Source organism: Marvinbryantia formatexigens DSM 14469 (genome assembly GCF_025148285.1).
In the GTDB taxonomy this organism is placed as follows: domain Bacteria; phylum Bacillota; class Clostridia; order Lachnospirales; family Lachnospiraceae; genus Marvinbryantia; species Marvinbryantia formatexigens.
In genome coordinates, this window is sequence record NZ_CP102268.1 from 2,279,477 (window position 1) to 2,301,145 (window position 21,669).

Genomic DNA, 21,669 nt, shown 5'->3' on the forward strand with positions numbered 1-21,669 from the left:
GATGAGAAAATGGGCGAGATTTTTCTATCAGCCGTGCCTCCCGCTCGGAGAAGACGGGCGCCGGGTGACGGGACAGAAAGCGCACATTGCATTGTCGGAAAAAGCTGCAGCGGAAGGTATGGTTCTGCTGAAAAATGAGGACGGCGTTCTGCCGTTCTCTTTTGGCAAAAAGGTGGCTGTTTTCGGCAAAGCGTGTGCAGATTACGTAAAAGGCGGAGGCGGCAGCGGCGATGTGACTGTGGAATACACCACAAGTCTGCTGGACGGGCTGCGCGCGAAGGAGCAGGAGGGAAAGGTAAAGCTGCTCGCAGAGCTTGGCGCGTTTTATGAAGAAAATGTACAGCGGCAGTACGGACAGGGAGTCCAGCCGGGTATGACGGAGGAGCCGGAAATACCGCAGGAGCTGCTGGCGCGCGCCGCAAACTTTACAGACACTGCGATCGTGACGATATGCCGTTTCTCCGGAGAGGGCTGGGACCGCACGATTATGGATGAAAACGGGCAGAAGGATAATGGCATGGATAATGTGCCGGAGGATTGCGACGAGATACTGCGCCGCTGCCTGCAGGTGTTTGAGCGCGGCGATTTCTATCTTTCCGCCGCGGAGGAGCGGATGATTGAGACGGTGCAGGAGCATTTTGCGCACGTAGTTGCCGTTCTGAATGTGGGCGGTATGGTAGATACCGTGTGGATAAAAAACAGCGAGCGTATCCAGGGCGCGCTGCTGGCATGGCAGGGCGGTATGGAGGGAGGCATGGCTGCGGCGGATATCCTCTGCGGCGATGTAAACCCGTCCGGAAAGCTTGCGGATACATTTGCCGCAAAGCTGACGGATTACCCGTCGTCAGCCAACTTCCACGAGTCGGAGAGCTATGTGGAATACACGGAAGATATTTATGTGGGCTACCGCTATTTTGAGACGCTGGCGCAGTCGGCGGTCGTGTACCCGTTTGGTTTCGGACTTTCTTATACGGATTTTGAGATTGCTTTTCAGAAGGCGGACGAATCGGAGACACAGATTACTGTTGACGCCGTTGTGACGAATACCGGAGCGCGGGCAGGCAAAGAGGTGGTGCAGCTTTATGTGAGAGCGCCGCAGGGCAGGCTTGGAAAACCGGAAAGAGAGCTGAAGGCGTTTGCAAAGACCAGGCTTCTGCAGCCGGGCGAGATGCAGCTTGTGCGACTGACAGTGAAAAAGGATGCGCTGGCTTCCTACGACGACAGCGGAAAAGTGGAGAAAAACGCCTGGGTGCTGGAAGCGGGCACGTATTGCTTCCATCTTGGAAATTCTGTGCGCAGCGCTGTAGAGATTCCGTATCAGTATGTGTGCGCGGCAGATATTGTGCTGGAGAAGACCGGAAGCAAGTGCGCGCCGGTTCTGCTGCATAAGCGTATGCTGGCGGACGGCAGCATGGAAACCCTGGAGGTACATCCGGAGCTTCAGCCGGATTTATCCTACGATGCGGAGGCGCTGGGTGCGTTTGCGCCGGGAAGCGTGGCGCAGGAGCCGGAGCTGCTCTGGGGCGGTCCGAAGAAGGAACCGGTGATTTCGCTGGAGGATGTGTATGAGAAACGCGCGACGGCGGCGGAATTTATGGCGCAGCTTACGGATGAGGAACTGGTGCGTCTGCTGTGCGGACAGCCGAACACCGGCGTGGCAAACACTTATGGAATGGGAAACCTTCCGAAATACGGTGTGCCGAACGTGATGACGGAGGACGGTCCGGCGGGCGTGCGCATCAACCGGGAGTGCGGTGTCTGCACGACGGCTTTTCCGTGCGCAACGCTGCTTGCCTGCACCTGGAATGAAGAGCTGGTGGAGCAGGTCGGCGCTGCGGGAGCGCGCGAGGCGAAGGAGAACAATATCGGCATCTGGCTGACACCGGCGATGAATATCCATCGCAGTCCGCTCTGCGGCAGAAACTTTGAATATTATTCAGAGGATCCGCTGATTGCCGGAAAAATGGGAGCGGCGATGGTGCGCGGCATCCAGTCGCAGGGCATCGCGGCATCGGCGAAGCATTTTGCCTGCAACAATAAGGAGACGAACCGCAAGGACAGCGACTCCCGCGTTTCGGAGCGCGCGCTGCGGGAAATCTACCTGAAGGGATTTGAGATAGTCGTGAAAGAGGCGGACCCGTGGACGATTATGACCTCGTACAATATCATCAACGGACACCGCGCTTCCGCAAACAAAGAACTGCTGACCGGCATTCTGCGCGGCGAGTGGGGCTTTAAGGGAATGGTGACGACCGACTGGTGGAATTTTGCGGAGCAGCATGAGGAAATCAAAGCCGGAAACGATGTGAAGATGGGCTGCGGCTTCCCGGAGCGGACAATGGCGGCGCTGCAGCGCGGCGACCTTGAGCGGAAGGATCTGGAAGCCTGCGTGCAGCGCGTTCTGGAAATGATTATGAAGCTTGACGTTTAAAGTTTTTCCGGTAAAATGCCAGTGACATCACAGTGGCGATACTCCAGCCGAACGGCCACGCCATCCAGATGCCGGTGGAGCCGAAAATACCGGAGAACACAAAGGCAAGAACGACGCGGAGTACAAGGTCTGTGAAGGTGGTAATCATAAACTGCTTCATGAGACCGGCTCCGCGCAGGATGCCGTCCGCCATCAGCTTTGCCGAGACAACGAAGTAAAACGGCGATACGATTCTAAGGAAGGTCATTCCGCAGGCAAGGGCATTTTCCGAGCTGTGGTCCATGAACAAAAGCAGTCCGTAGCGTCCCGCAAAGAAGTAAAACAGGAAAAACGGAATGCACAGCAGCCATACCAGTTTCAGACTGGCGTGAAAGCCTTCGTTTATACGGGCGGGCTTTCCGGCGCCGAGATTCTGCGCGGTATAATTGGAAATGCCGTTTCCGAGCGTGGAGAAGGACGTAATCACCAGATTGTTCAGCTTGATGGAGGCGGAATAACCGGCAATAACGCTGGCGCCGAAGCTGTTGATAACGCTCTGTATCATGATATTTCCCACGGAGATAAAACTCTGCTGCAGGATACTGGGGATGGCGATAACGGCAATTTTGCCGAGCAGCGTGCGGGAAAACAAGGGAATGCGTCCCTGTGTGGGAATCGCCTGCAGTTTTTTCGGCACCACGACGATTGCCAGAATACAGCTTACGCCCTGGCAGAGAAAGGTTGCCCAGGCGACGCCGGCGACGCCCATATCAAAGGCGGTGACGAACAGGATGTCCACCGCGATGTTGGCGGTGGAGGATACTGCCAGAAACCAGAACGGCGTCCGGGAGTCTCCGAGTGCGGAGAAAATGCCGGTCGCTACATTATAAAAAAATAAAAACGGAAGCCCCGCGACATAGATGCGCAGATATAAAAGCGAATCTGCCATCAGCTCCTGCGGGGTTTTTATGATATTTAAAAGCCCCTCGCAGAACAGAAAACCGATTGCCATCAGAGCAGCGCACAGCACTGCGCTGGAAATCAGCGTCGTATACACGGCGCTTTTCATTTCTTCAAATTTCTTTGCGCCGAATAATTGCGAGACGATCACGGAGCATCCGATGTTGCATCCAAAAGCAAACGCAATAAAAATCAATGTAATTTCATAGCTGTTGCCCACCGAGGCAAGTGCGTTCTCTCCGATAAATTTACCCGCCACAAGGCTGTCCGCGATATTGTAAAGCTGCTGGAAAATAATACCTCCGAACAGCGGCAGGCAGAATTTCCAGAGTACGGTGGAAGGATTTCCGATGGTCAAATCTTTTGTCATATGTTTCACTCCCTCTGAAATGTTACTTTTGCTTTTACTCCGCCGCGCGCTCTGGGCGCAGGGGCGGGCGGAAAAAGAATCCTTTAGCATTATACGCTTATCTTTAAAAAAAGAAAAGTGTTTTCCAAATCTCTGCTTTAATTAATAATAACGAAATAAATTAATTAAATTTAATTAAAGAACGACGTGGGAAACGGACGAAAAAGGAAACAAAAGTTGTGAAAAATAACTAAAAATACATGAGAAAGCAGCCTTTTCAAGAGAAAATAACCTGTAATTTAAGTTAAATATACTAAAGTTAAAGGAAACAGCATAAAAATACTTGATTAAATAAACTTAAAATGGTATATTAAATTTAACTAAAAAACACATTAAATAAATGGAGGTAAGTGTTATGAGTATGAAGAAATTACTTGGTTTCGGATTTGCCGCTTCGATGGTTCTGTCGCTTGGAGTGGCTGCAGGAGCGGAGGATGCCGCGCTTCCCACGATCGACCAGATTACGGTCGGGGAGGATTACACGGACATTACTGCGTCGATTAAGGTGCTGACAAACCGCACCGATATTGTAGACACTGTCTATAAGGGATATGCGGAGCAGTTTATGGAGTTGTACCCGAATATCACGGTGGAATACGAGGCAATCACGGACTACGAGGAATCGCTGATTTTGCGGCTGATGACCGGCGACTGGGGCGACCTCTGCTTCATTCCGACCAGCGTAAACAGAAACGAGCTGGCAGATTATTTCATACCGCTCGGCGATTTTGACACCCTTGACCCGGTTTACAATTTCGTGCAGGACAAATCCTACGAGGGCACAGTATACGGCATTGCGAACGGCGGTACCGCAGGTGGCGTTGTTTATAACAAACGCATCTGGGATGAGGCGGGCATTACAGAGCTTCCTGCCACGCCGGATGAATTTCTGGAGGATTTGCAGATTATAAAGGATAACACGGATGCGGTCCCGCTGTATACAAACTTTGCAGCGGGATGGACGATGGGAGCATGGGACCAGTATATCGGCGTAGCCGCGACAGGAGATGCGGATTTTATGAATTACACCATTGTGCACCAGAAGGATCCGTTCGCAAAGCGCGATGACATGACCGGACCGTATGCGGTTTATTACACGCTGTATGAGGCGGTTGCGAGAGGGCTTGTGGAAGAGGACCCGGCGTCATCTGACTGGGAATCCTCCAAGGGCGCAATCAATAAAGGAGAAATTGCAACGATGGTGCTTGGTTCCTGGGCGGTTCAGCAGTGCAAGGATGCCGGAGAGACACCGGACGATGTAAGGTATATGCCGTTCCCGATTACCGTTGACGGAAAGCGTTATGCGGGTGCAGGCGGAAACTATTCCTTCGGCATTAACAATAAGGCGGAAACCGATAATCAGATTGCGGCAATGGTTTATCTGAAATGGCTCATCGAAGAATCGACGATCTATCTGGACGAGGGCAGCATTCCGGCGCGTAAGGACGGCGAGCTTCCGGATACGCTGGCGGATTTCGAGGGCGTTGAGCTGCTGGCGGATAATCCGGCGCATGAGGGAGAGGAAACTCTGTTTAATGATATCAACAACGAGAGCGAGGTCGGCATCAACAACAACGACTATCCGGACTGCGAGATTCTGGAAGCGGCGCTGTATGGCTCCAGTACGCTGGACGAGCTGATGGCGGACTGGAATGAGAAATGGACGGCGGCACAGGAGCTGTACGAAGTGGAAATCATTGAATAATTGCAAAAACAGTAATATACCGGGCAGCTGCTGCAGACGGCGGCTGCCCGCCGCATAAGGGGATTCCGTATTCAGGAAGGAGAAGGTTATGAATAATTCCGTTGCTCCGGCAGCAAAGAAAAGCTTTTCGGAATGGTTTAAAAGCAGGAAGGTGCAGAAATGGATTGTAATTTTTACGTTTATGTTTCTGCCGCTGCTTCTGCTTATCGTGTTCACCTACGTCCCGTTTGGCAAAATGGTGGAGTTCAGCTTTTATAATATGAAGTATACCGGCCCGCGCAAATTCGTCGGTCTGAAAAACTATATAGAGGTATTCAGCCGAAGCGAATGCTTTGCATCGCTGGCGGTCAGCCTTTACTATATGGGAGGCGCCGTAATCCAGCTCGCTCTTGCTCTGTTTTTTGCAACGCTGATGGTGTTTAAGGTAAAGGGCGCGGCATTCTTTAAGGGCGCCATGTTCTTTCCGTACCTTATCTGCGGTATCGCAGTCGGTTTTATTTTTAAATTTTTCTATGCAAGAGGCTTTGTGCTCGATTCGCTTCTGCAGATGCTGGGCATGGATCTGGAGAATATTCCGATGTGGCTGCAGGATAAGCGGATTAATAATATCTCACTGGCGGCAACCTCCGTCTGGAGATATATGGGGCAGAATATGATTCTGTTTCTGGGAGCCATGATGTCTGTGGACACAGACCTTTATGAGGCGGCATACATGGACGGCGCAAACAAATGGCATCAGTTCGTATACATTATCCTGCCGAGCATCAAATCCATTGTGGTGTTAAACTTGATTCTTTCCATCAGCGGCTCTCTGAGCGCGTTCGAGCCGCCTTACGTTATCACAAACGGTACGATGGGAACCGGTACATATTTTGTTATCATGAACCGTCTGGCGCATGAAAATCAGAAGGTCGGACTTGCCTGTGCAATGGCGATTGTGCTTCTTGGGATTATCATTATCTGCACAGTGGCGCAGAAGCTGTTCTTTAAGTACGCCTTTGACGACGGCACCAGCGATGAATCAAAGGCGGCAGTGAGAAAGAGAAAGAGGGCTGCAAAGCTGGCGGCGAAGGGAGGCAGAGCGTAATGATAGACGCAAAGGGCGGAAAAGGAATTGTAAACAGACTTTTCAGTATTTTTAAATATGTAATGCTTTGCATTGCGGCAATCGTCGCGCTGCTGCCGGTGGTGGTCTGCGTTTTTACGGCGTTTAAAACAAACGAGGAATACGCGGCGACTTCCGTGCTGGATTTACCGGAGACCTTCTTTAATTTTGAAAACTTTAAGGTTGCCTTCACGCAGGCAAATATGCTGAGGTGCTTTATGAATACGGCAATCGTGCTGGTGGTGGTGCTGTTTTTCTCCATTATGATGGGTTCCATGCTGGCTTATGTGCTGAACCGCTTCAAATTTAAGGGAAACGCGCTGATCCAGAATCTGTTTATGTTTGCGGCACTGATTCCAGGCATTGCAACGCAGGTGACAGTTTACCAGATCATGTATTCTCTGGGACTGATTAATAAGCTGCACGGGTACATGATTGTGCTGATGGGAACCGATATTATCTCGATTTATATTTTTCTGCAGTTTTTCGAGAATCTTCCGGTTTCATTGGATGAATCCGCGATCGTGGACGGCTGTACTTATTTTGGGGTGTTCTTTAAGATTCTGTTTCCGCTGCTCAAACCGGCAATCATCACTTCGCTGGTGCTCAAAGGGGTAGGCGTGTATAACGAATATTACATGTCGAATCTGTATCTGCAGAGCAAAGAACTGAAAACGATTTCTACAGCGCTGTACACCTTCACGGGTCCTTATGGCAACCAGTACAATTATATCTGCGCCGGTGTTCTTATCACTATCATTCCGATACTGATTCTGTTTCTGATTTTCCAGAAGCAGGTCTACAGCGGCATGGCGGCGGGCGCAGTAAAAGGATAATAAAAACAAGGAGACAGTATATGAGCAGGAATAAAATCATTGGTCCGGCGGTGCCGGGGATGCCGTGGCAGGAGCCGCCGGCAGAATATACAAACGGGATTCCGGTATGGAGATACTCCGGGAATCCCATTATCGGACGCAATCCGGTGGAGGGCGTGGCACGTATTTTTAACAGCGCAGTGATGCCGTATGGGGATGGATTTATCGGAGTATTCCGCGGCGAGCAGATAAACGGAGTTCCGTATATTTATCTGGGGCACAGCAGGGATGGAATCCGCTGGGAATTTGAGAAGGAGAAAATCTGTTTTGTCAACGAGGCGGGGGAGGAGTTTATGCCGGTTTACGCATACGACCCGCGTCTGGTAAAGATTGAGAATACTTACTATATTATCTGGTGCCAGGACTGCTACGGAGCGGGAATCGGCATGGCAAAAACAACGGACTTTAAGACCTTTACCAGAATGGAAAATCCGTTTCTTCCGTTCAACCGCAACGCGGTGCTGTTTCCGCGGAAGATAAATGGAAAGTATATGATGCTCTCCAGACCGAGTGACAGCGGACATACGCCGTTTGGAGATATTTATCTCTCGGAAAGCCCGGATATGGTTTACTGGGGCAGGCACCGCCATGTGATGGGAAAATCATCCGAATGGTGGGAATCCGTGAAAATTGGCGGTGGCGCGGCTCCGATTGAGACGACGGAGGGGTGGCTTTTGTTTTACCACGGCGTTACCGGAACCTGTAACGGGCTGGTGTACAGCATCGGTGGTGCGATTCTGGATATCGACTGTCCGTCGGTGGTGAAATACCGCTGCGAAAACTTTTTGCTGACGCCGGAAGAATGGTATGAGGAGCGGGGATTTGTGCCGAATGTTACCTTCCCGTGTGCGACGATTCATGATAGTGAAACGGGCAGAATCGCTGTTTATTACGGGGCGGCGGACAGCTATGTGGGGCTTGCGTTCACGACAGTGGAGGAAGTAACCGATTATATTAAAGAGCACAGCGTGGTCCGCGAACCGGATACGGAGACCGGACTTCGGTAGCAGGAGGACGATTTATGCTGGAGAAAGAAATCCGGGAGCACCTGACGGAAAAACTGATCCCATTCTGGAGGGGGCTTCGCGATGAGGAGTACGGGGGCTATTACGGCTGGCTCGGCTATGATTTGAAGCTGGACAAAAAGGCGGTAAAGGGCTGTATTTTAAACAGCCGGATTCTGTGGTTTTTCTCCGCAGCCAGCCGTCTTCTGCAGGATACGTCCCTGCTTGCCGATGCAGACCATGCTTATGAATTTCTGCGGAAATACTGCCTGGATGGGAAAAACGGCGGTGTTTACTGGTCTGTGACCTATAAAGGCGAAGTGGCGGAGGGGCTGAAGCATACCTATAACCAGGCGTTTGCCATTTATGCGCTTTCAGCGTATTACCGCGTGAGTAAAAAGGAAGAGGCGCTGCAGACGGCGCGGGAGCTGTTTACGCTGATAGAAGAAAAATGTTGTGACGGACAGGGATATCTGGAGGCTTTTACGGAGGATTTTTCTCCGGCGGACAATGAGAAGCTTTCCGAAAACGGCGTGATGGCGGAAAGGACGATGAATACGCTGCTGCATGTGATGGAGGCGTATACGGAGCTGTACGATGTCACGCAGGAGGAAAAGGTGGCGGAGCGTCTGAAATGGATGCTGGATATTTTCCGGGAGAAGGTCTATAGCCCTGGAAGACGGCGCCTGGAGGTGTTTTTTGACAGAGACTGGAATTCGCTGATTGACCTGCATTCCTTCGGGCACGATATCGAGGCGGCGTGGCTGATTGACCGCTGCTGCGAGGTGCTTGGCGATGAGGAATATACAAAAAAGATGCGCGCCATTACGAAGGAGCTGGAGAGCTGCGTATATGAAAGGGCATACTGGAAGCATTCGCTTGCTAACGAGGCAGAAAATGGCGTGACAGATACGACGCGTGTCTGGTGGGTGCAGGCGGAAGCGGTGACCGGCTTTCTGAATGCCTGGCAGAAGGCACCGGAGCACGGGGAATACAGGAAGGCTGCCGGACAGATATGGGAGTACATAAAGAAGTACCTTGTGGATGTACGTCCGCAATCGGAGTGGTTCTGGTGTGTGCACGAGGATGGAAGTCCGGTGGAGGGCAGGCCGGTCGTGGAGCCGTGGAAGTGCCCGTATCACAATGGGCGTATGTGCATTGAGGTGATAAGGAGGTTGTCAGATGCTTCATAGACAGTATTATGTGGAAAAGGAGAAGCAGGAGCGGCTTCTTGCACGCAAAAATGAAAAGAGCGCTTATTATAATGGCATTCTGCAGAAATATCAGTATCCGGTGCTGACGAGAGAGCATATTCCGCTGCACTGGAGATATGACCTGAATACGGAGACAAACCCGTATTTTATGGAGCGCCTGGGCGTGAATGCGGTGATGAATTCCGGCGCGATTGAACTGGATGGGAAATTTTATCTGGTAGCGCGTATTGAGGGAAACGACCGCAAATCCTTCTTTGGTGTGGCAGAGAGCGACAGCGCTATAGACGGGTTTCGCTTCCGGGATTATCCGGTGGTGCTGCCGGATACCTGCCCGGAGGAGACGAATGTGTATGACATGCGTCTGACAAAACATGAGGACGGCTGGATTTACGGGGTGTTCTGTTCGGAGAGCAAAGATACTTCGTCGGACGACCTTTCGGCGGCTGTGGCGGCCGCCGGAATTGTGCGCACCAAGGATCTTAAGACCTGGGAGCGTCTGGACAATTTAAAAACGCTGAGGTCTCCGCAGCAGCGCAATGTTGTCCTGCATCCGGAATTTGTAAACGGGAAATATGCTTTTTACACCCGCCCGATGGATGATTTTATCGACACCGGCAGCGGCGGCGGTATCGGTTTTGGATTGTGTGATGATATCCGGCATGCCGTCATTGATGAGGAAATTATTACAAGCAGACGCCGGTATCACACGATAACGGAAGCGAAAAATGGTGCCGGGGCGGTTCCGGTTAAAACGGAAAAGGGCTGGATTCACATTGCGCATGGTGTGCGCAACACAGCGGCAGGACTGCGATATGTATTATATGCTTTTGCGACGGCGCTCGACGACCCGTCGCGCGTCATCGCGGAGCCGTCCGGAATGCTGCTCGGACCGCACGGCTGGGAGCGTGTGGGAGACGTTTCCAATGTGGTTTTCACAAACGGGGCGATTGCAAGGGAAAACGGAGACATTTATCTGTACTATGCGGCTTCCGACACCAGAATGTATGTCGCGTCTACGACCGTCGACCGCCTTGTGGATTTTGTGTTCGGTACGCCGCAGGACCCGCTGCGCTCAGCGGACTGCGTGCGGCAGCGGTGCGCTCTGATTAAGAAAAATCTGGAATTTCTGGAAGTACAGGGGGAATAAAGGGATGCTGGTTTCACCGGAACATAAATATCTGCAGTACAGCGGGAGGATAGAGGACAGCAATCCACAGGCTCCGGTGTTCATTTTTCCGGCAAGCTCTGTGACCATCCGCTTCTGCGGGAGAGGAATCGCTGTGCGTCTGCAAAACCGCCGGGCATACTGGAATAATTATATGGGGGTTATTCTGGATGGCGCGCAGAGCCGCATCTGTCTGACGGAGAAACCGGACAGGGAGCGGTTTGTGCTTGCGGAGAACCTTCCGGATACGGAGCATACGCTGATGCTTTTTAAGCGGCAGGACGCCTGCCACGAGGTAACCTTTCTGGGATTTGAGCTGCCGGAGGATGCCGGAATTCTTCCGCCGCCTGCAAAGCCGGAGCGGAGAATGGAGGTATACGGGGATTCTGTATCCGCCGGGGAAGTGGCGGAGGCGGTGGAATATACCGGGAAACCGGACCCGGAGCATAACGGGGAATATTCAAATGCCTGGTTTTCCTACGCCTGGATGACGGCGCGGAAGCTGAAGGCGGAGCTGCACGATATTGCCCAGGGCGGTATTGCACTGATGGACAAAGAGGGATATTTTCATGCACCGGACTATATCGGAATGGAACATGTCTGGGATAAGGTGCGGTATCAGCCGGAAGCCGGTACTGTCAGAAAATGGGATTTTGCGCGATATACGCCGCATGTGGTAGTGGCGGCGGTTGGTCAGAATGACAGGCATCCGGTGGATTATATGAAAGAAGACCCGGCAGGGAAACGGGCGGAAATCTGGAAGGAGCATTATAAAAGCTGGATAACCGCTCTGCGGGGAAAATATCCGCAGGCGCTGATTGTTCTGGCGACGACCATTCTGGAGCATGACCATTCCTGGGATGACGCGATTGGGCAGGTCTGCCGGGAACTGGACGATAAAAGAATTGTTCATTTTCTTTACCGGAGAAACGGCTGCGGGACGCCGGGGCATATCCGCATTGGCGAGGCGGAGGAAATGGCACGGGAGCTGGCGGCATTTATCGGCAGCCGGTGGTAAGACCTGCTGGATACCGGGGAGAAAGCGTGGAAGGAGAGCAGAAATGAATACAATAGAAAGATACCTGTCATGGCTGGAAAATCCGTACTTTGACGAAGCGACAAAGGAGGAACTCCGCGCGATTGCGGATAATGAAAAGGAAATCACGGACCGGTTTTACAAAGAACTTGCCTTTGGCACCGGCGGGCTGCGCGGGATAATCGGAGCGGGAAGTAACCGCATGAATATCTATACGGTGCGAAAAGCGACGCAGGGGCTTGCTGACTTTATAATAGAAGAAAAGGGGCAGGAAAAGGGCGTGGCGCTCGCCTTTGATTCCCGCCGGATGTCGCCGGAATTTGCGATGGAGGCGGCGCGGGTGCTGTGCGCGAACGGCATAAGGACATACCTGTTTGAGACGCTGCGTCCGACGCCGGAGCTTTCTTTTGCACTGCGCACGCTTGGCTGTATTGCCGGAATTGTGGTGACGGCGAGCCACAACCCGCCGGAATACAACGGTTACAAGGTATACTGGGAGGATGGCGCGCAGATTACGTATCCGAAGGATGCGCAGATTATTGACCGTGTAAACCGCATCACAGATTATGCGGCTGTGAAAACGATGGACGAAGATGCGGCAAAACGAAGCGGGCTGCTGACCTTTATCGGGGAAGAGACAGATGCGGCTTATATGAGAGCGCTGAAGAAGCTGGTGCTGAATCCGGAGATTATCCGGCAGCAGGCCGAAGACATCCGGATTGTTTATACGCCGCTTCATGGAACCGGCAATCTGCCGGTGCGCCGCATACTGGCGGAGCTGGGATTTACGAAGGTTTATGTGGTGCCGGAACAGGAAAAGCCCGATGGCGGCTTCCCGACCGTCAGCTATCCCAATCCGGAGGATCCCGAAGCCTTTACGCTTGCGCTGGAGCTTGCAAAGAAGGTAGATGCCGATCTTGTGCTTGCTACGGATCCGGATGCAGACCGGCTCGGTGTGTATGCGAAGGATAGCAGAACCGGCGGGTATATGGCATTTACCGGCAATATGTCCGGTATGCTTATCTGCGAATATGAGCTGAGCCAGAGAAAGGAAAAGGGTCTTCTGCCGGATAACGGCGCGATTGTCACCACGATTGTCTCCGGAAATATGGCACGGGCAGCGGCAGAGGAATACGGGGTCGCTCTGATAGAGACGCTGACAGGCTTTAAATATATTGGCGAACAGATAAAACTATTTGAACAGAAGCAGAAGGACAACACCTTTCTCTTTGGATTTGAGGAAAGCTACGGCTGTCTGGTTGGTACACACGCGCGGGATAAGGACGCGGTCGTTGCGGTGATGGCGCTCTGCGAGGCGGCGGCTTACTATAAAAGCCGGGGGCTGACGCTCTGGGACCAGATGCAGGCATTGTTTGAAAAGTACGGCTACTATAAAGAAGGGCTGTATACGCTTACCTTGAAAGGGGCGGAGGGTGCGCAGAAAATACGGGATATCTTAAAGAGCTTCCGCGGCAATCCGCCGGAGAGAATCGGAGCGTGGAAGGTGGAAGCATTCCGCGATTATCTGGAAAACCGCGTGGTGGATTACCGGACGGGAGAGGAAAAGCTGACCGGGCTGCCCGAATCGGACGTTTTATATTTTGAACTGGAAAATGACGCCTGGTGTTGTGTGCGCCCGTCCGGCACGGAGCCAAAGGTGAAATTTTACATGGGTGTAAAGGGGAACAGTATGCGGGATGCAAAGGAAAAACTGGCGGACCTTACGCAGGCAATGACGGCACTGATTCCGTAAGAGAGGGGCAAAAATGGCGTTACTGAAATTAAAACCGAGCTTTAAGGATTATATCTGGGGAGGACACCGTCTGGTGGAGGAGTATAATAAAGAGTACGAAGGGGAGGTTCTGGCGGAATCCTGGGAGCTTTCCTGCCATCCGGACGGTCCCTCGACGGTGATAAACGGGCGCGATGCGGGTCTGTCCCTGCAGGCGTATATTGACAAATACGGAAAGGAAGTGCTGGGAAGCAACTGCAGTCACTTTGAGAATTTTCCGATTTTAATTAAGTTTATCGATGCAAAAGATAATCTCTCCATCCAGGTTCATCCCGACAACAGCTATGCGCTGAAAAATGAAGGGCAGTATGGCAAGACGGAAATGTGGTACATATGCGACTGCCGGGAAGGGGCTTATCTGTATTATGGATTTGCGAAGGAAATCGATAAGGCGGAATTTGAGCAGCGCATCAGAGATAATACGCTGACGGAGGTGCTGAATGCGGTGCCGGTGCAGAAGGGGGACGTTCTGTTTATCGAGGCGGGTACCATCCACGCTATCGGGAAGGATATCGTGATTGCGGAGATTCAGCAGAACTCGAATATTACTTATCGTGTTTACGATTACGGACGCGTGGGAAAAGACGGAAAACAGCGCGATTTACATATAGAAAAAGCGTTGGCGGTGACAAAGCGCGTGCCGCTCTTGCGCAGCAAATCCTTCCAGCCGCATGTGGCAGCCTGCGATTATTTTACGGTTGACCAGATTTATCTGGACGGAAAGGTGCGCAGTGAAATTGACGGCTTTGTGGATGAAACGTCGTTTGTGAGCGTACTGATTCTTGAGGGAGAGGGAACCATCCAGAGCGGCGGCTGCGGATTGTCCTTTAAAAAGGGAGACAGCCTGTTTCTGACGGCGAGCAGCGGCAAATACGAAATGAAGGGGAAATGCCAGGCGCTGATGACATACATCAGTTAATTAAAAACAGCTTTCGGCGACGATTAAAAAGGAATTAAATTTACTTAAAAATAAATTGACATTCCAGGGAGAAAGGGATATGATACTGGCAGAAGAACCGGAGGCTGCCATGACAGGAAAAATGAAGGAAAAGACCGTCACACAGACGGATATTGCGAGGGAACTGAATATCAGTGTTGTCAGCGTGTCAAATGCGCTGAACGGAAGACCGGGTGTAAGCAACGAGCTGCGGCAGAAAATCATGGACACGGCACAGGAGATGGGTTACCGGAGCAGCGGTGTGCAGCCGCTGCCAGGGAGCGGAACAGATGCCTGTATCGGGGTGCTGATTTCCAAGCGCTATCTCCTTTACACCCCTTCTTTTTATATGAAAGTATACCAGGAGATTGTTCTTGCAGCGGCGGAAAGAAACTGCGTGACCTTTCTGGAAGTGCTGGACGCGCAGGATGAGGACGAACTGAAAATTCCGGAGCTGCTTGGGGATGAGAAGGTGGACGGCATACTGGTGGTTGGAGAGCTGAAGCATCCGTTTACCAGACACATAAGGGAAGCAAGCAGTGTTCCGGTGGTTTTTGTCGACTACTATGAAGACCTTCCGGATACAGACTTTATTATCAGCGATGGCTATACCGGAACCTGTTATCTTACGCGGAGAATGCTGGAGGCGGGCTACCGCGATATCGCTTTTGTGGGCACGATCAGCGCCACTTCCAGCATTATGGACCGCTATCTGGGGTACCGAAAGGCGCTGATGGAGCAGTCTCTGGAAATCCGTCCGGAGTGGATTATCCCGGACAGAGAAAAAGATGGAGACCGTCTGTTTGTGAAGCTGCCGGAAAATATGCCGCAGGCATTTGTCTGTAACTGCGATAAGACGGCGGGCATTCTGATTGCCAGGCTGCGGGATGCGGGGTACCGCGTGCCAGAGGACATCGGCGTTGCCGGATTTGATAATTTTCTGATGGAAGAGATAGAAGGAATCAGTCTGACGACATATGATGTGGATATGGGGGCGATGGCGCGTGTCAGTGTGAATACCCTGCTGAACAAAATCAGACATCCGTACTTTACATCGCGTCTGCGGGTGATTTCCGGAAGAATGGTCTGCGGTAACAGCTTTTCGCATCCAGGGAGAGAATGCTTATGGAAAAAGTAGTGAAACTCAAAGACATAGCGGACAGGCTGCAGGTGAGTGTGGTGACGGTATCGAATGCGCTGGCGGGGCGCAGCGGCGTCAGCGAAGAGCTGCGCAGCAGAATTGAGCAGACAGCGCAGGAGCTGGGTTACCAGAAAAAGCCGCGCAGAGAAAAAAAGCAGGCAAAGCAGCGGACGCTGCGTCCGGGACTGCGCATTGGTGTGGTGATTCCGAAGGAGTATGTGACGAAATATGCGTCGTTCTACTGGGAGCTTTACCAGCGTGTGGCGATGGAGGCTTCGCGGATGGGATGCTTTGTACTGCTGGAGATTGTGGAACGGGGAGAAAACGGGAGCAGCAGGCTGCCGCTGCTTTTGCAGGGAGACCAGATTGACGGGCTGATTGCGCTCGGCATCCAGGAGCGTTTTTATCTGGCGGAGCTTTACCGGAAGGCAGCCTGTCCGATGCTGATGCTGGACAGCAATTTTGATGAGATTCCCTGTGACGCGGTGATTTCCAACAGCTTTTACGGGATGTACCAGGTGACAAATTATCTTATCCGGCAGGGGCATACGCGGCTGGCGTTTGTGGGAGAGCGTCTCGCCACCGGCAGCATTATGGACCGCTACCAGGGCTATTCCAAGGCGCTGCTGGAGCATGGTATCCGGGAGAGGGCGGACTGGATTATTGCGGACCGCGACAGCGTAACGCGGGATACGATTCTGCAGCTTCCGCAGGAGCTGCCGACTGCATTCGTCTGCAATTCGGATTATACGGCGGAGCTTCTGGCGCACCTGCTTGTGAAGGAAAATTTACGCATCCCGGAGGACATTTCGCTTGCGGGGTACGATGATTTTCTGGCGGGAGGTATTCTGCAGGGGCGGCTGACGACCTACGCGGTCGACATGGACGCGATGGCCCACGAGAGCTTGAAGCTTCTGATGAAGCGCATGAAAGAGCGCGGACGGGAAAAGATGGTCAGAACCGTGGACGGGAAGCTGATTATCAGGGAAAGCGTGCAAAACGTGAAGGGAGAAAGATGATGGACAGAGATAACAAAATTCTGAAGATTGATAAAATGACGGACAATCCGTTTCTGAACATGTACGATGTGACGGCGCGCAACTGTGCGGGCGGGATTTTCCATTATTACTTTGCGTCGCGCGGCGAGGGAGAAAATCTCAAATGTCTGACGCGCGAGAATACGCCGGAGGGCATTATGATTTATGCAATTCTGAAGGAGGACCCGTCCAAAGTCGTTCTGGTGAAGCAGTACCGCTATCCCATCAATGATTTTGTCTATGAGATGCCCGCCGGGCTGGCGGATGCGGGCGAGCGCATGGAGACAACCGCCGTGCGCGAATTTCACGAGGAAACCGGCATGACGCTGGAGTTATACGAGGGCGGCGACCCGGCGCTGCGGAATGCTTTTTATACCACGGTCGGGCTGACGGATGAATCGGTCAGCGTGCTGTACGGCTTTGCCGCCGGAAACCCGAACGGGGATTCACGGGAGGCGACGGAGGATATCGAGGTGGTGATTGCCGACCGCGAAGAGGCGAAACGCATCCTGCGGGAGGAAAAAGTGGCAATGAAGTGCGCGCAGTCGCTGATTCATTTCCTTCATGCCGACCCGGAAAAGCCGTTTGCGTTTCTGGATATGGATTAAGATGACCAGGAGGAAAGTGCTATGGCGATTATTTTTGACGAAGAGAAGCGCGTATTTGCGCTTCATACGAAAAACACGACTTACATGATCGGACTTTCCAGCGAGCCGGGCTATGTGGGGCACATTTATTATGGAAGAAAGCTGGAGGATGCCGGCGCTTCGTACCTGCTGCGCACCGGGGAGCCGCCGTTTACGCCGTCGGTCCATGCGCGTGAAAAAGGTACGTTTATGGACGTCTATCCGTTTGAATATCCGGCGGAGGGAACCGGGGATTACCGGGAACCCTGCTTGACGGTGCGGACGGAGGCGGGACACCGTGTCTGCGAGCTGCATTATAGGCGGCACGAGATTTATGACGGAAAACCGGGACTTTTGGGGCTTCCGGCAACCTTTGGAAGGGACGGCGGGTGTCAGACGCTGGACATTTACTGCGAGGATGAGGTGATTGGTCTGGAGGTGCAGCTGCGCTACAGCATATTTGACGACAGCGACGCCATCATGCGGAGCGTCTGCGTGCGCAACGTATCGGATAAAAAGGTTTATCTGGAGCGCGTGCTGAGCGCCTGCCTGGATATGGATAATGAGCAGTTTGAGCAGATCGCGCTGGCGGGTTCCTGGGCACGGGAGCGTCACATCGGGCGCAGACCGCTGACCTGCGGGCAGCAGGGCGTCTCATCGGTGCGTGGTGAGTCCAGTCATCAGATGAATCCGTTCCTTGCACTGGCAACGCCGGAGACGACGCAGGATACCGGGGAGGTGTACGCCATGAATTTTGTCTACTCCGGCAATTTCCTGGCGCAGACGGAGCTGACGCAGCACGATACGGTGCGCATGGTGATGGGGATTCATCCGCGGGGCTTCTGCTGGCGGCTGCTGCCGGGGGAGAGCTTCCAGGCGCCGGAGGCGGTGCTGGTGTATTCGGACGCCGGGCTTGGGAAAATGACGAAGACCTTCCACGATTTGTATCGCAATCACCTGATACGCAGCAGATATCTGCACGAGGAGCGCCCGGTGCTGATTAATAACTGGGAGGCGACGTATTTTGATTTCGATTCGGACAAGCTGCTGGCAATCGCCCGCGAGGCGAAGAAATCCGGCATTGAAATGCTGGTGATGGACGACGGCTGGTTTGGACGGCGGAATGCGGACGACAGCTCGCTGGGAGACTGGTATGTAAATGAGGAGAAGCTGAAGGGCGGGCTGAAAAAGCTGGTGGATGAGGTGAAGGCACTCGGCATGAAATTTGGCATCTGGTTTGAGCCGGAAATGATCTCACCGGATTCCGACCTTTACCGGGAGCATCCGGACTGGGCTATCCAGGTGCCGGGAAGGGAGCCGGTGATGAGCCGCCAGCAGTATGTGCTTGATTTGTCGCGCCCGGAGGTGGCGGATTACGCCTATGAGTGCGTGGCGTCCATTCTGCGTCAGACAGATATTGACTATGTAAAATGGGATATGAACCGTCAGCTCACGGATATCGGCAGTGCGCATCTGGAGGCGGACTGCCAGGGAGAGCTGCTGCACCGCTATGTGCTGGGACTTTATCGTATGCAGGAGCGTCTGGTGACGGAATTTCCGGATCTGCTGCTGGAAAACTGCTCCGGCGGCGGGGCGCGCTTTGATGCGGGGATGCTGTATTACAGCCCGCAGATCTGGTGCTCAGATGATACGGACGCTGCAGAGCGTCTGGCGATTCAGGAGGGAACGGCGCTTGTCTATCCGCTCTCCACGATGGGCGCGCATATCAGCGATTGCCCGAATCACATTGTCGGACGGCAGACGCCGTTTGAGACGCGCGGTTATGTCGCTCTGGCTGGGACGTTCGGCTATGAGCTTGATATTACAAAAATACCGGAAGCGGAGCGCGCGCAGATTGGGCAGCAGGTGGATATGTATCACAAATATAATGAGCTTGTGCGCGAGGGCGACTACGACCGTATCGCGTCCTTCCGGGAAAATCATCTGTACGACTGCTGGCAGGTGACGGCGAAGGATGCGAGCGAAGCGCTTGTCACCTATATCCAGGTGCTTGCGGAGCCGAATCACCGCAGCCGCCGTGTGCGCCTCAAAAATCTGCAGCCGGATGCGCGTTACTGGCTGGAGGATACCGGGGATACGTACAGCGGAGCCCTGCTTATGAACGCCGGAATCCTCGTCCCGTCGATGAAGGGAGATTACGCCGGAAAGCTGTATCACTTTGTGAAGGTGGAGTAAACCGTTGCGGTCGGGCTGCCGGTGAAGGATGCGGATGGAATAGCAGCCGGACCGCCGTCCGGGGACGCGGATATGGAAAATAGAATAAAACGTATGAGAAATGCCTGCCGGAGGGAAATGCGCTCCGGCGGGCATTATTTTTGCCGTTTTGCGGCGGCGCGCTCCGGCGGGTGCAAAAGTTTCACAAACTACATATTTTTTTAATATCATCCCAACAAAATCCCGCTCCCGTTCATCTAATAGGTGTAATATAAAAAAGAGAGCCGGACCTCTGAGAAAGAAGGGAAATTACGATGAACCTGCTGATAAGAAAAGCAAAAAAGCATGACAGGGCTGCGTTCCAGGAGCTGATGGAGCAGCAGGGCAAGGCAATGTATAAGGTAGCGAAAGCGATTCTGAAAAATGATGAAGATGCTGCCGATGCGATGCAGGAGACTGCGCTTGTGTGCTGGGAAAAAATAGATACGCTGAAGAAGGATAAATATTTTCAGACATGGCTGATGCGTATTCTGATTAACAACTGTAACGCGATCTGGCGCCAGCGCGCGCGGATGATTGCCGGCGGGGAGGTGCCGGAGGCGGCATTTTCCGAGGAGGGCTACGCGAACGCGGAATGGGAGCAGTTTTTGAACTGTCTGGATGAAAAATACCGCACTGTTATTGTGCTGTATTATGTGCAGGGATTTAAAACCAGAGAAATTGCCGAAATCCTGGAGATAAATGAAAATACCGTGAGGGGCAGACTGGTGACAGCGCGGAAAAAGCTGGAGGTTCAGTACCGGAGCGCGGATAATATCATAAGACAGGCGGAATTTACGGAAAAAAGATTGTTTTGCATGGCTGAGAGGAGAATTTAATATGGGCAGATTTGATAATATGATTCATGGATTGCAGGAGGATATGGAGGTTCCGGAGAAGGTCTGGGAAAAATATACCTATACGCTCTCACAGCTTCCGGATAAGAAGGGGACATCGGTGCGCAGAAGAAAGAAATATGTCTGGGTTGCTGCGGCTGCGGTGCTTGCAAGCGGAGCAGTCAGTGTCGGCGCCGCGGCATATATCAGGTGGAGCCAGTCGCTGGAGAATGAGCTGCACATAACGCCAGAGCAGCGGGAGGAGCTTGTGGATAATAAGATGATGACATCCTATTCCGGTTCTGGAAAGTCTGTCACGCAGGGAGATGTCACGGTGACACTGCAGGACTGCGTTGTCGGCAACTATGCCGCGGTCATTTCCTTTAAGGTGGAAGGCTATCAGCCGCCGGAGGGGATGCAGCCGCAATTTGCCTACGCCCATGCGGAGGTGGACGATGGCGGGGACAGCATGTATGGTGGCAGCGAATCTTACGACTTCTATGATGGTCTGGTTTCGGATGGAAACGGCGGGACGGTTCATGCGGACGGCACACCGGTGGAAGAGGGAGAGCAGAGCAGCTATGTGCTGGAGGACGGGAGCATGGAATACCAGATATGGCTGAACCGGGATAAAAGCGATTACTATATCGGAAGACCTATCCATGTGGAGCTGCAGGATCTTGGCTATTACACCGGAAAGGTAAGCGATGTGGAGGTCGAGGCAGAGGGAACCTGGAGCTTTGACTGGACGCTGCCGGGAAAGGATATGACAGAAACGTATACGCTGGATGCAGAACTGGGAGAGAGCGGCGCGGTAGTGCAGCAGGCGGAGCTTTCGCCGCTGTCCGCGGTAATTCTGTATGACTTCCCGAAACAGGAGATGACCGAGACTGGAATCGGCGCGGACGGAGAAGAGACCGTGCATACAACCTATGTGGAACCGCCCATCTTTGCCGGAGTGCGCATGAAGGACGGAACGATCTCGCTTCTCTATGGCGGAGGCAGTCTGGGATACACGGAGGAAAATCCCGATATCTTCAAATATATGACCACCTTCCAGCAGGTGATAGATGTGGAGCAGGTGGCGGACCTTTTGTTTTGGAAGTCCTATTCGGAAACGGACACGGTGCCAGCAGAAGAGAAATTCTATATTGTGCCGCTGGGGTAGAAAGAGGGGGGTTAATCAAATACCCCGCCGCAGGC

At 52.8% G+C, this 21,669-nt stretch carries 17 protein-coding genes; 16 read left to right on the forward strand and 1 reads right to left on the reverse strand.

The genetic code is table 11. The annotated features are described in order from the left end of the window. Nucleotide 1 precedes the first annotated feature (1 nt). The gene (locus NQ534_RS10850) at nucleotides 2-2,431 is read left to right on the forward strand and encodes a glycoside hydrolase family 3 protein (protein WP_006862000.1); all 2,430 of its coding nucleotides are present in this window, start codon (nucleotides 2-4) and stop codon (nucleotides 2,429-2,431) included. Here NQ534_RS10850 and NQ534_RS10855 read toward each other — a convergent pair. Continuing rightward, nucleotides 2,412-3,740 (reverse strand): MATE family efflux transporter, encoded by a 1,329-nt coding sequence (locus tag NQ534_RS10855; protein ID WP_040783248.1) that lies wholly within the window; start codon nucleotides 3,738-3,740, stop codon nucleotides 2,412-2,414. The genes NQ534_RS10850 and NQ534_RS10855 overlap by 20 nt on opposite strands. A gap of 394 nt (nucleotides 3,741-4,134) precedes the next feature. Here NQ534_RS10855 and NQ534_RS10860 point away from each other — a divergent pair, with 394 nt between their 5' ends. The 15 genes from NQ534_RS10860 to NQ534_RS10930 all read left to right on the forward strand — a co-directional run bounded on the left by NQ534_RS10860 (nucleotide 4,135) and on the right by NQ534_RS10930 (nucleotide 21,634). Continuing rightward, nucleotides 4,135-5,484: an ABC transporter substrate-binding protein gene (locus tag NQ534_RS10860; protein ID WP_040783244.1), complete on the forward strand. Its 1,350-nt coding sequence runs from the start codon at nucleotides 4,135-4,137 to the stop codon at nucleotides 5,482-5,484. Nucleotides 5,485-5,572: 88 nt separating this feature from the next. Next, nucleotides 5,573-6,571: a carbohydrate ABC transporter permease gene (locus tag NQ534_RS10865; RefSeq protein WP_006861997.1), complete on the forward strand. Its 999-nt coding sequence runs from the start codon at nucleotides 5,573-5,575 to the stop codon at nucleotides 6,569-6,571. Then, nucleotides 6,571-7,425 carry a carbohydrate ABC transporter permease gene (locus NQ534_RS10870; RefSeq protein WP_006861996.1) on the forward strand — a complete coding sequence of 285 codons (855 nt, stop codon included), beginning with the start codon at nucleotides 6,571-6,573 and terminating at the stop codon, nucleotides 7,423-7,425. Before NQ534_RS10865 ends, NQ534_RS10870 begins: the two co-directional genes overlap by 1 nt. A 20-nt stretch (nucleotides 7,426-7,445) precedes the next feature. Next, nucleotides 7,446-8,471 carry a glycoside hydrolase family 130 protein gene (locus NQ534_RS10875; RefSeq protein ID WP_006861995.1) on the forward strand — a complete coding sequence of 342 codons (1,026 nt, stop codon included), beginning with the start codon at nucleotides 7,446-7,448 and terminating at the stop codon, nucleotides 8,469-8,471. Nucleotides 8,472-8,485: 14 nt separating this feature from the next. Then, the gene (locus NQ534_RS10880) at nucleotides 8,486-9,661 is read left to right on the forward strand and encodes an AGE family epimerase/isomerase (RefSeq protein WP_006861994.1); all 1,176 of its coding nucleotides are present in this window, start codon (nucleotides 8,486-8,488) and stop codon (nucleotides 9,659-9,661) included. Continuing rightward, a complete protein-coding gene (locus NQ534_RS10885) occupies nucleotides 9,651-10,829 on the forward strand; it encodes a glycoside hydrolase family 130 protein (protein ID WP_006861993.1) in 1,179 nt (392 codons plus the stop codon). Before NQ534_RS10880 ends, NQ534_RS10885 begins: the two co-directional genes overlap by 11 nt. Before the next feature lie 4 nt (nucleotides 10,830-10,833). Further along, nucleotides 10,834-11,865 carry an SGNH/GDSL hydrolase family protein gene (locus NQ534_RS10890; protein WP_006861992.1) on the forward strand — a complete coding sequence of 344 codons (1,032 nt, stop codon included), beginning with the start codon at nucleotides 10,834-10,836 and terminating at the stop codon, nucleotides 11,863-11,865. Between the two features lie 43 nt (nucleotides 11,866-11,908). Beyond that, nucleotides 11,909-13,636 (forward strand): phospho-sugar mutase, encoded by a 1,728-nt coding sequence (locus tag NQ534_RS10895; RefSeq protein ID WP_006861991.1) that lies wholly within the window; start codon nucleotides 11,909-11,911, stop codon nucleotides 13,634-13,636. A 13-nt stretch (nucleotides 13,637-13,649) separates the two neighbouring features. Next, complete coding sequence (locus NQ534_RS10900; protein WP_006861990.1) at nucleotides 13,650-14,594, forward strand: type I phosphomannose isomerase catalytic subunit; 945 nt, start codon at nucleotides 13,650-13,652, stop codon at nucleotides 14,592-14,594. A 79-nt stretch (nucleotides 14,595-14,673) separates the two neighbouring features. Continuing rightward, nucleotides 14,674-15,750, forward strand: a complete 1,077-nt coding sequence (locus NQ534_RS10905; protein WP_006861989.1) for a LacI family DNA-binding transcriptional regulator — start codon at nucleotides 14,674-14,676, stop codon at nucleotides 15,748-15,750. Further along, on the forward strand, nucleotides 15,738-16,772 hold the full coding sequence (locus NQ534_RS10910) for a LacI family DNA-binding transcriptional regulator (protein WP_040783241.1): 1,035 nt from the start codon (nucleotides 15,738-15,740) through the stop codon (nucleotides 16,770-16,772). Before NQ534_RS10905 ends, NQ534_RS10910 begins: the two co-directional genes overlap by 13 nt. After that, nucleotides 16,769-17,398 carry an NUDIX hydrolase gene (locus tag NQ534_RS10915; protein WP_006861987.1) on the forward strand — a complete coding sequence of 210 codons (630 nt, stop codon included), beginning with the start codon at nucleotides 16,769-16,771 and terminating at the stop codon, nucleotides 17,396-17,398. The genes NQ534_RS10910 and NQ534_RS10915 overlap by 4 nt, the downstream gene beginning before the upstream one ends. Nucleotides 17,399-17,419: 21 nt before the next feature. After that, nucleotides 17,420-19,612: an alpha-galactosidase gene (locus NQ534_RS10920; RefSeq protein WP_006861986.1), complete on the forward strand. Its 2,193-nt coding sequence runs from the start codon at nucleotides 17,420-17,422 to the stop codon at nucleotides 19,610-19,612. A gap of 293 nt (nucleotides 19,613-19,905) precedes the next feature. Further along, nucleotides 19,906-20,469, forward strand: a complete 564-nt coding sequence (locus NQ534_RS10925) for an RNA polymerase sigma factor (RefSeq protein ID WP_006861984.1) — start codon at nucleotides 19,906-19,908, stop codon at nucleotides 20,467-20,469. 1 nt (nucleotide 20,470) lies between these two features. Beyond that, on the forward strand, nucleotides 20,471-21,634 hold the full coding sequence (locus NQ534_RS10930) for a DUF4179 domain-containing protein (protein WP_006861983.1): 1,164 nt from the start codon (nucleotides 20,471-20,473) through the stop codon (nucleotides 21,632-21,634). The last annotated feature ends 35 nt before the right edge of the window (nucleotides 21,635-21,669 follow it).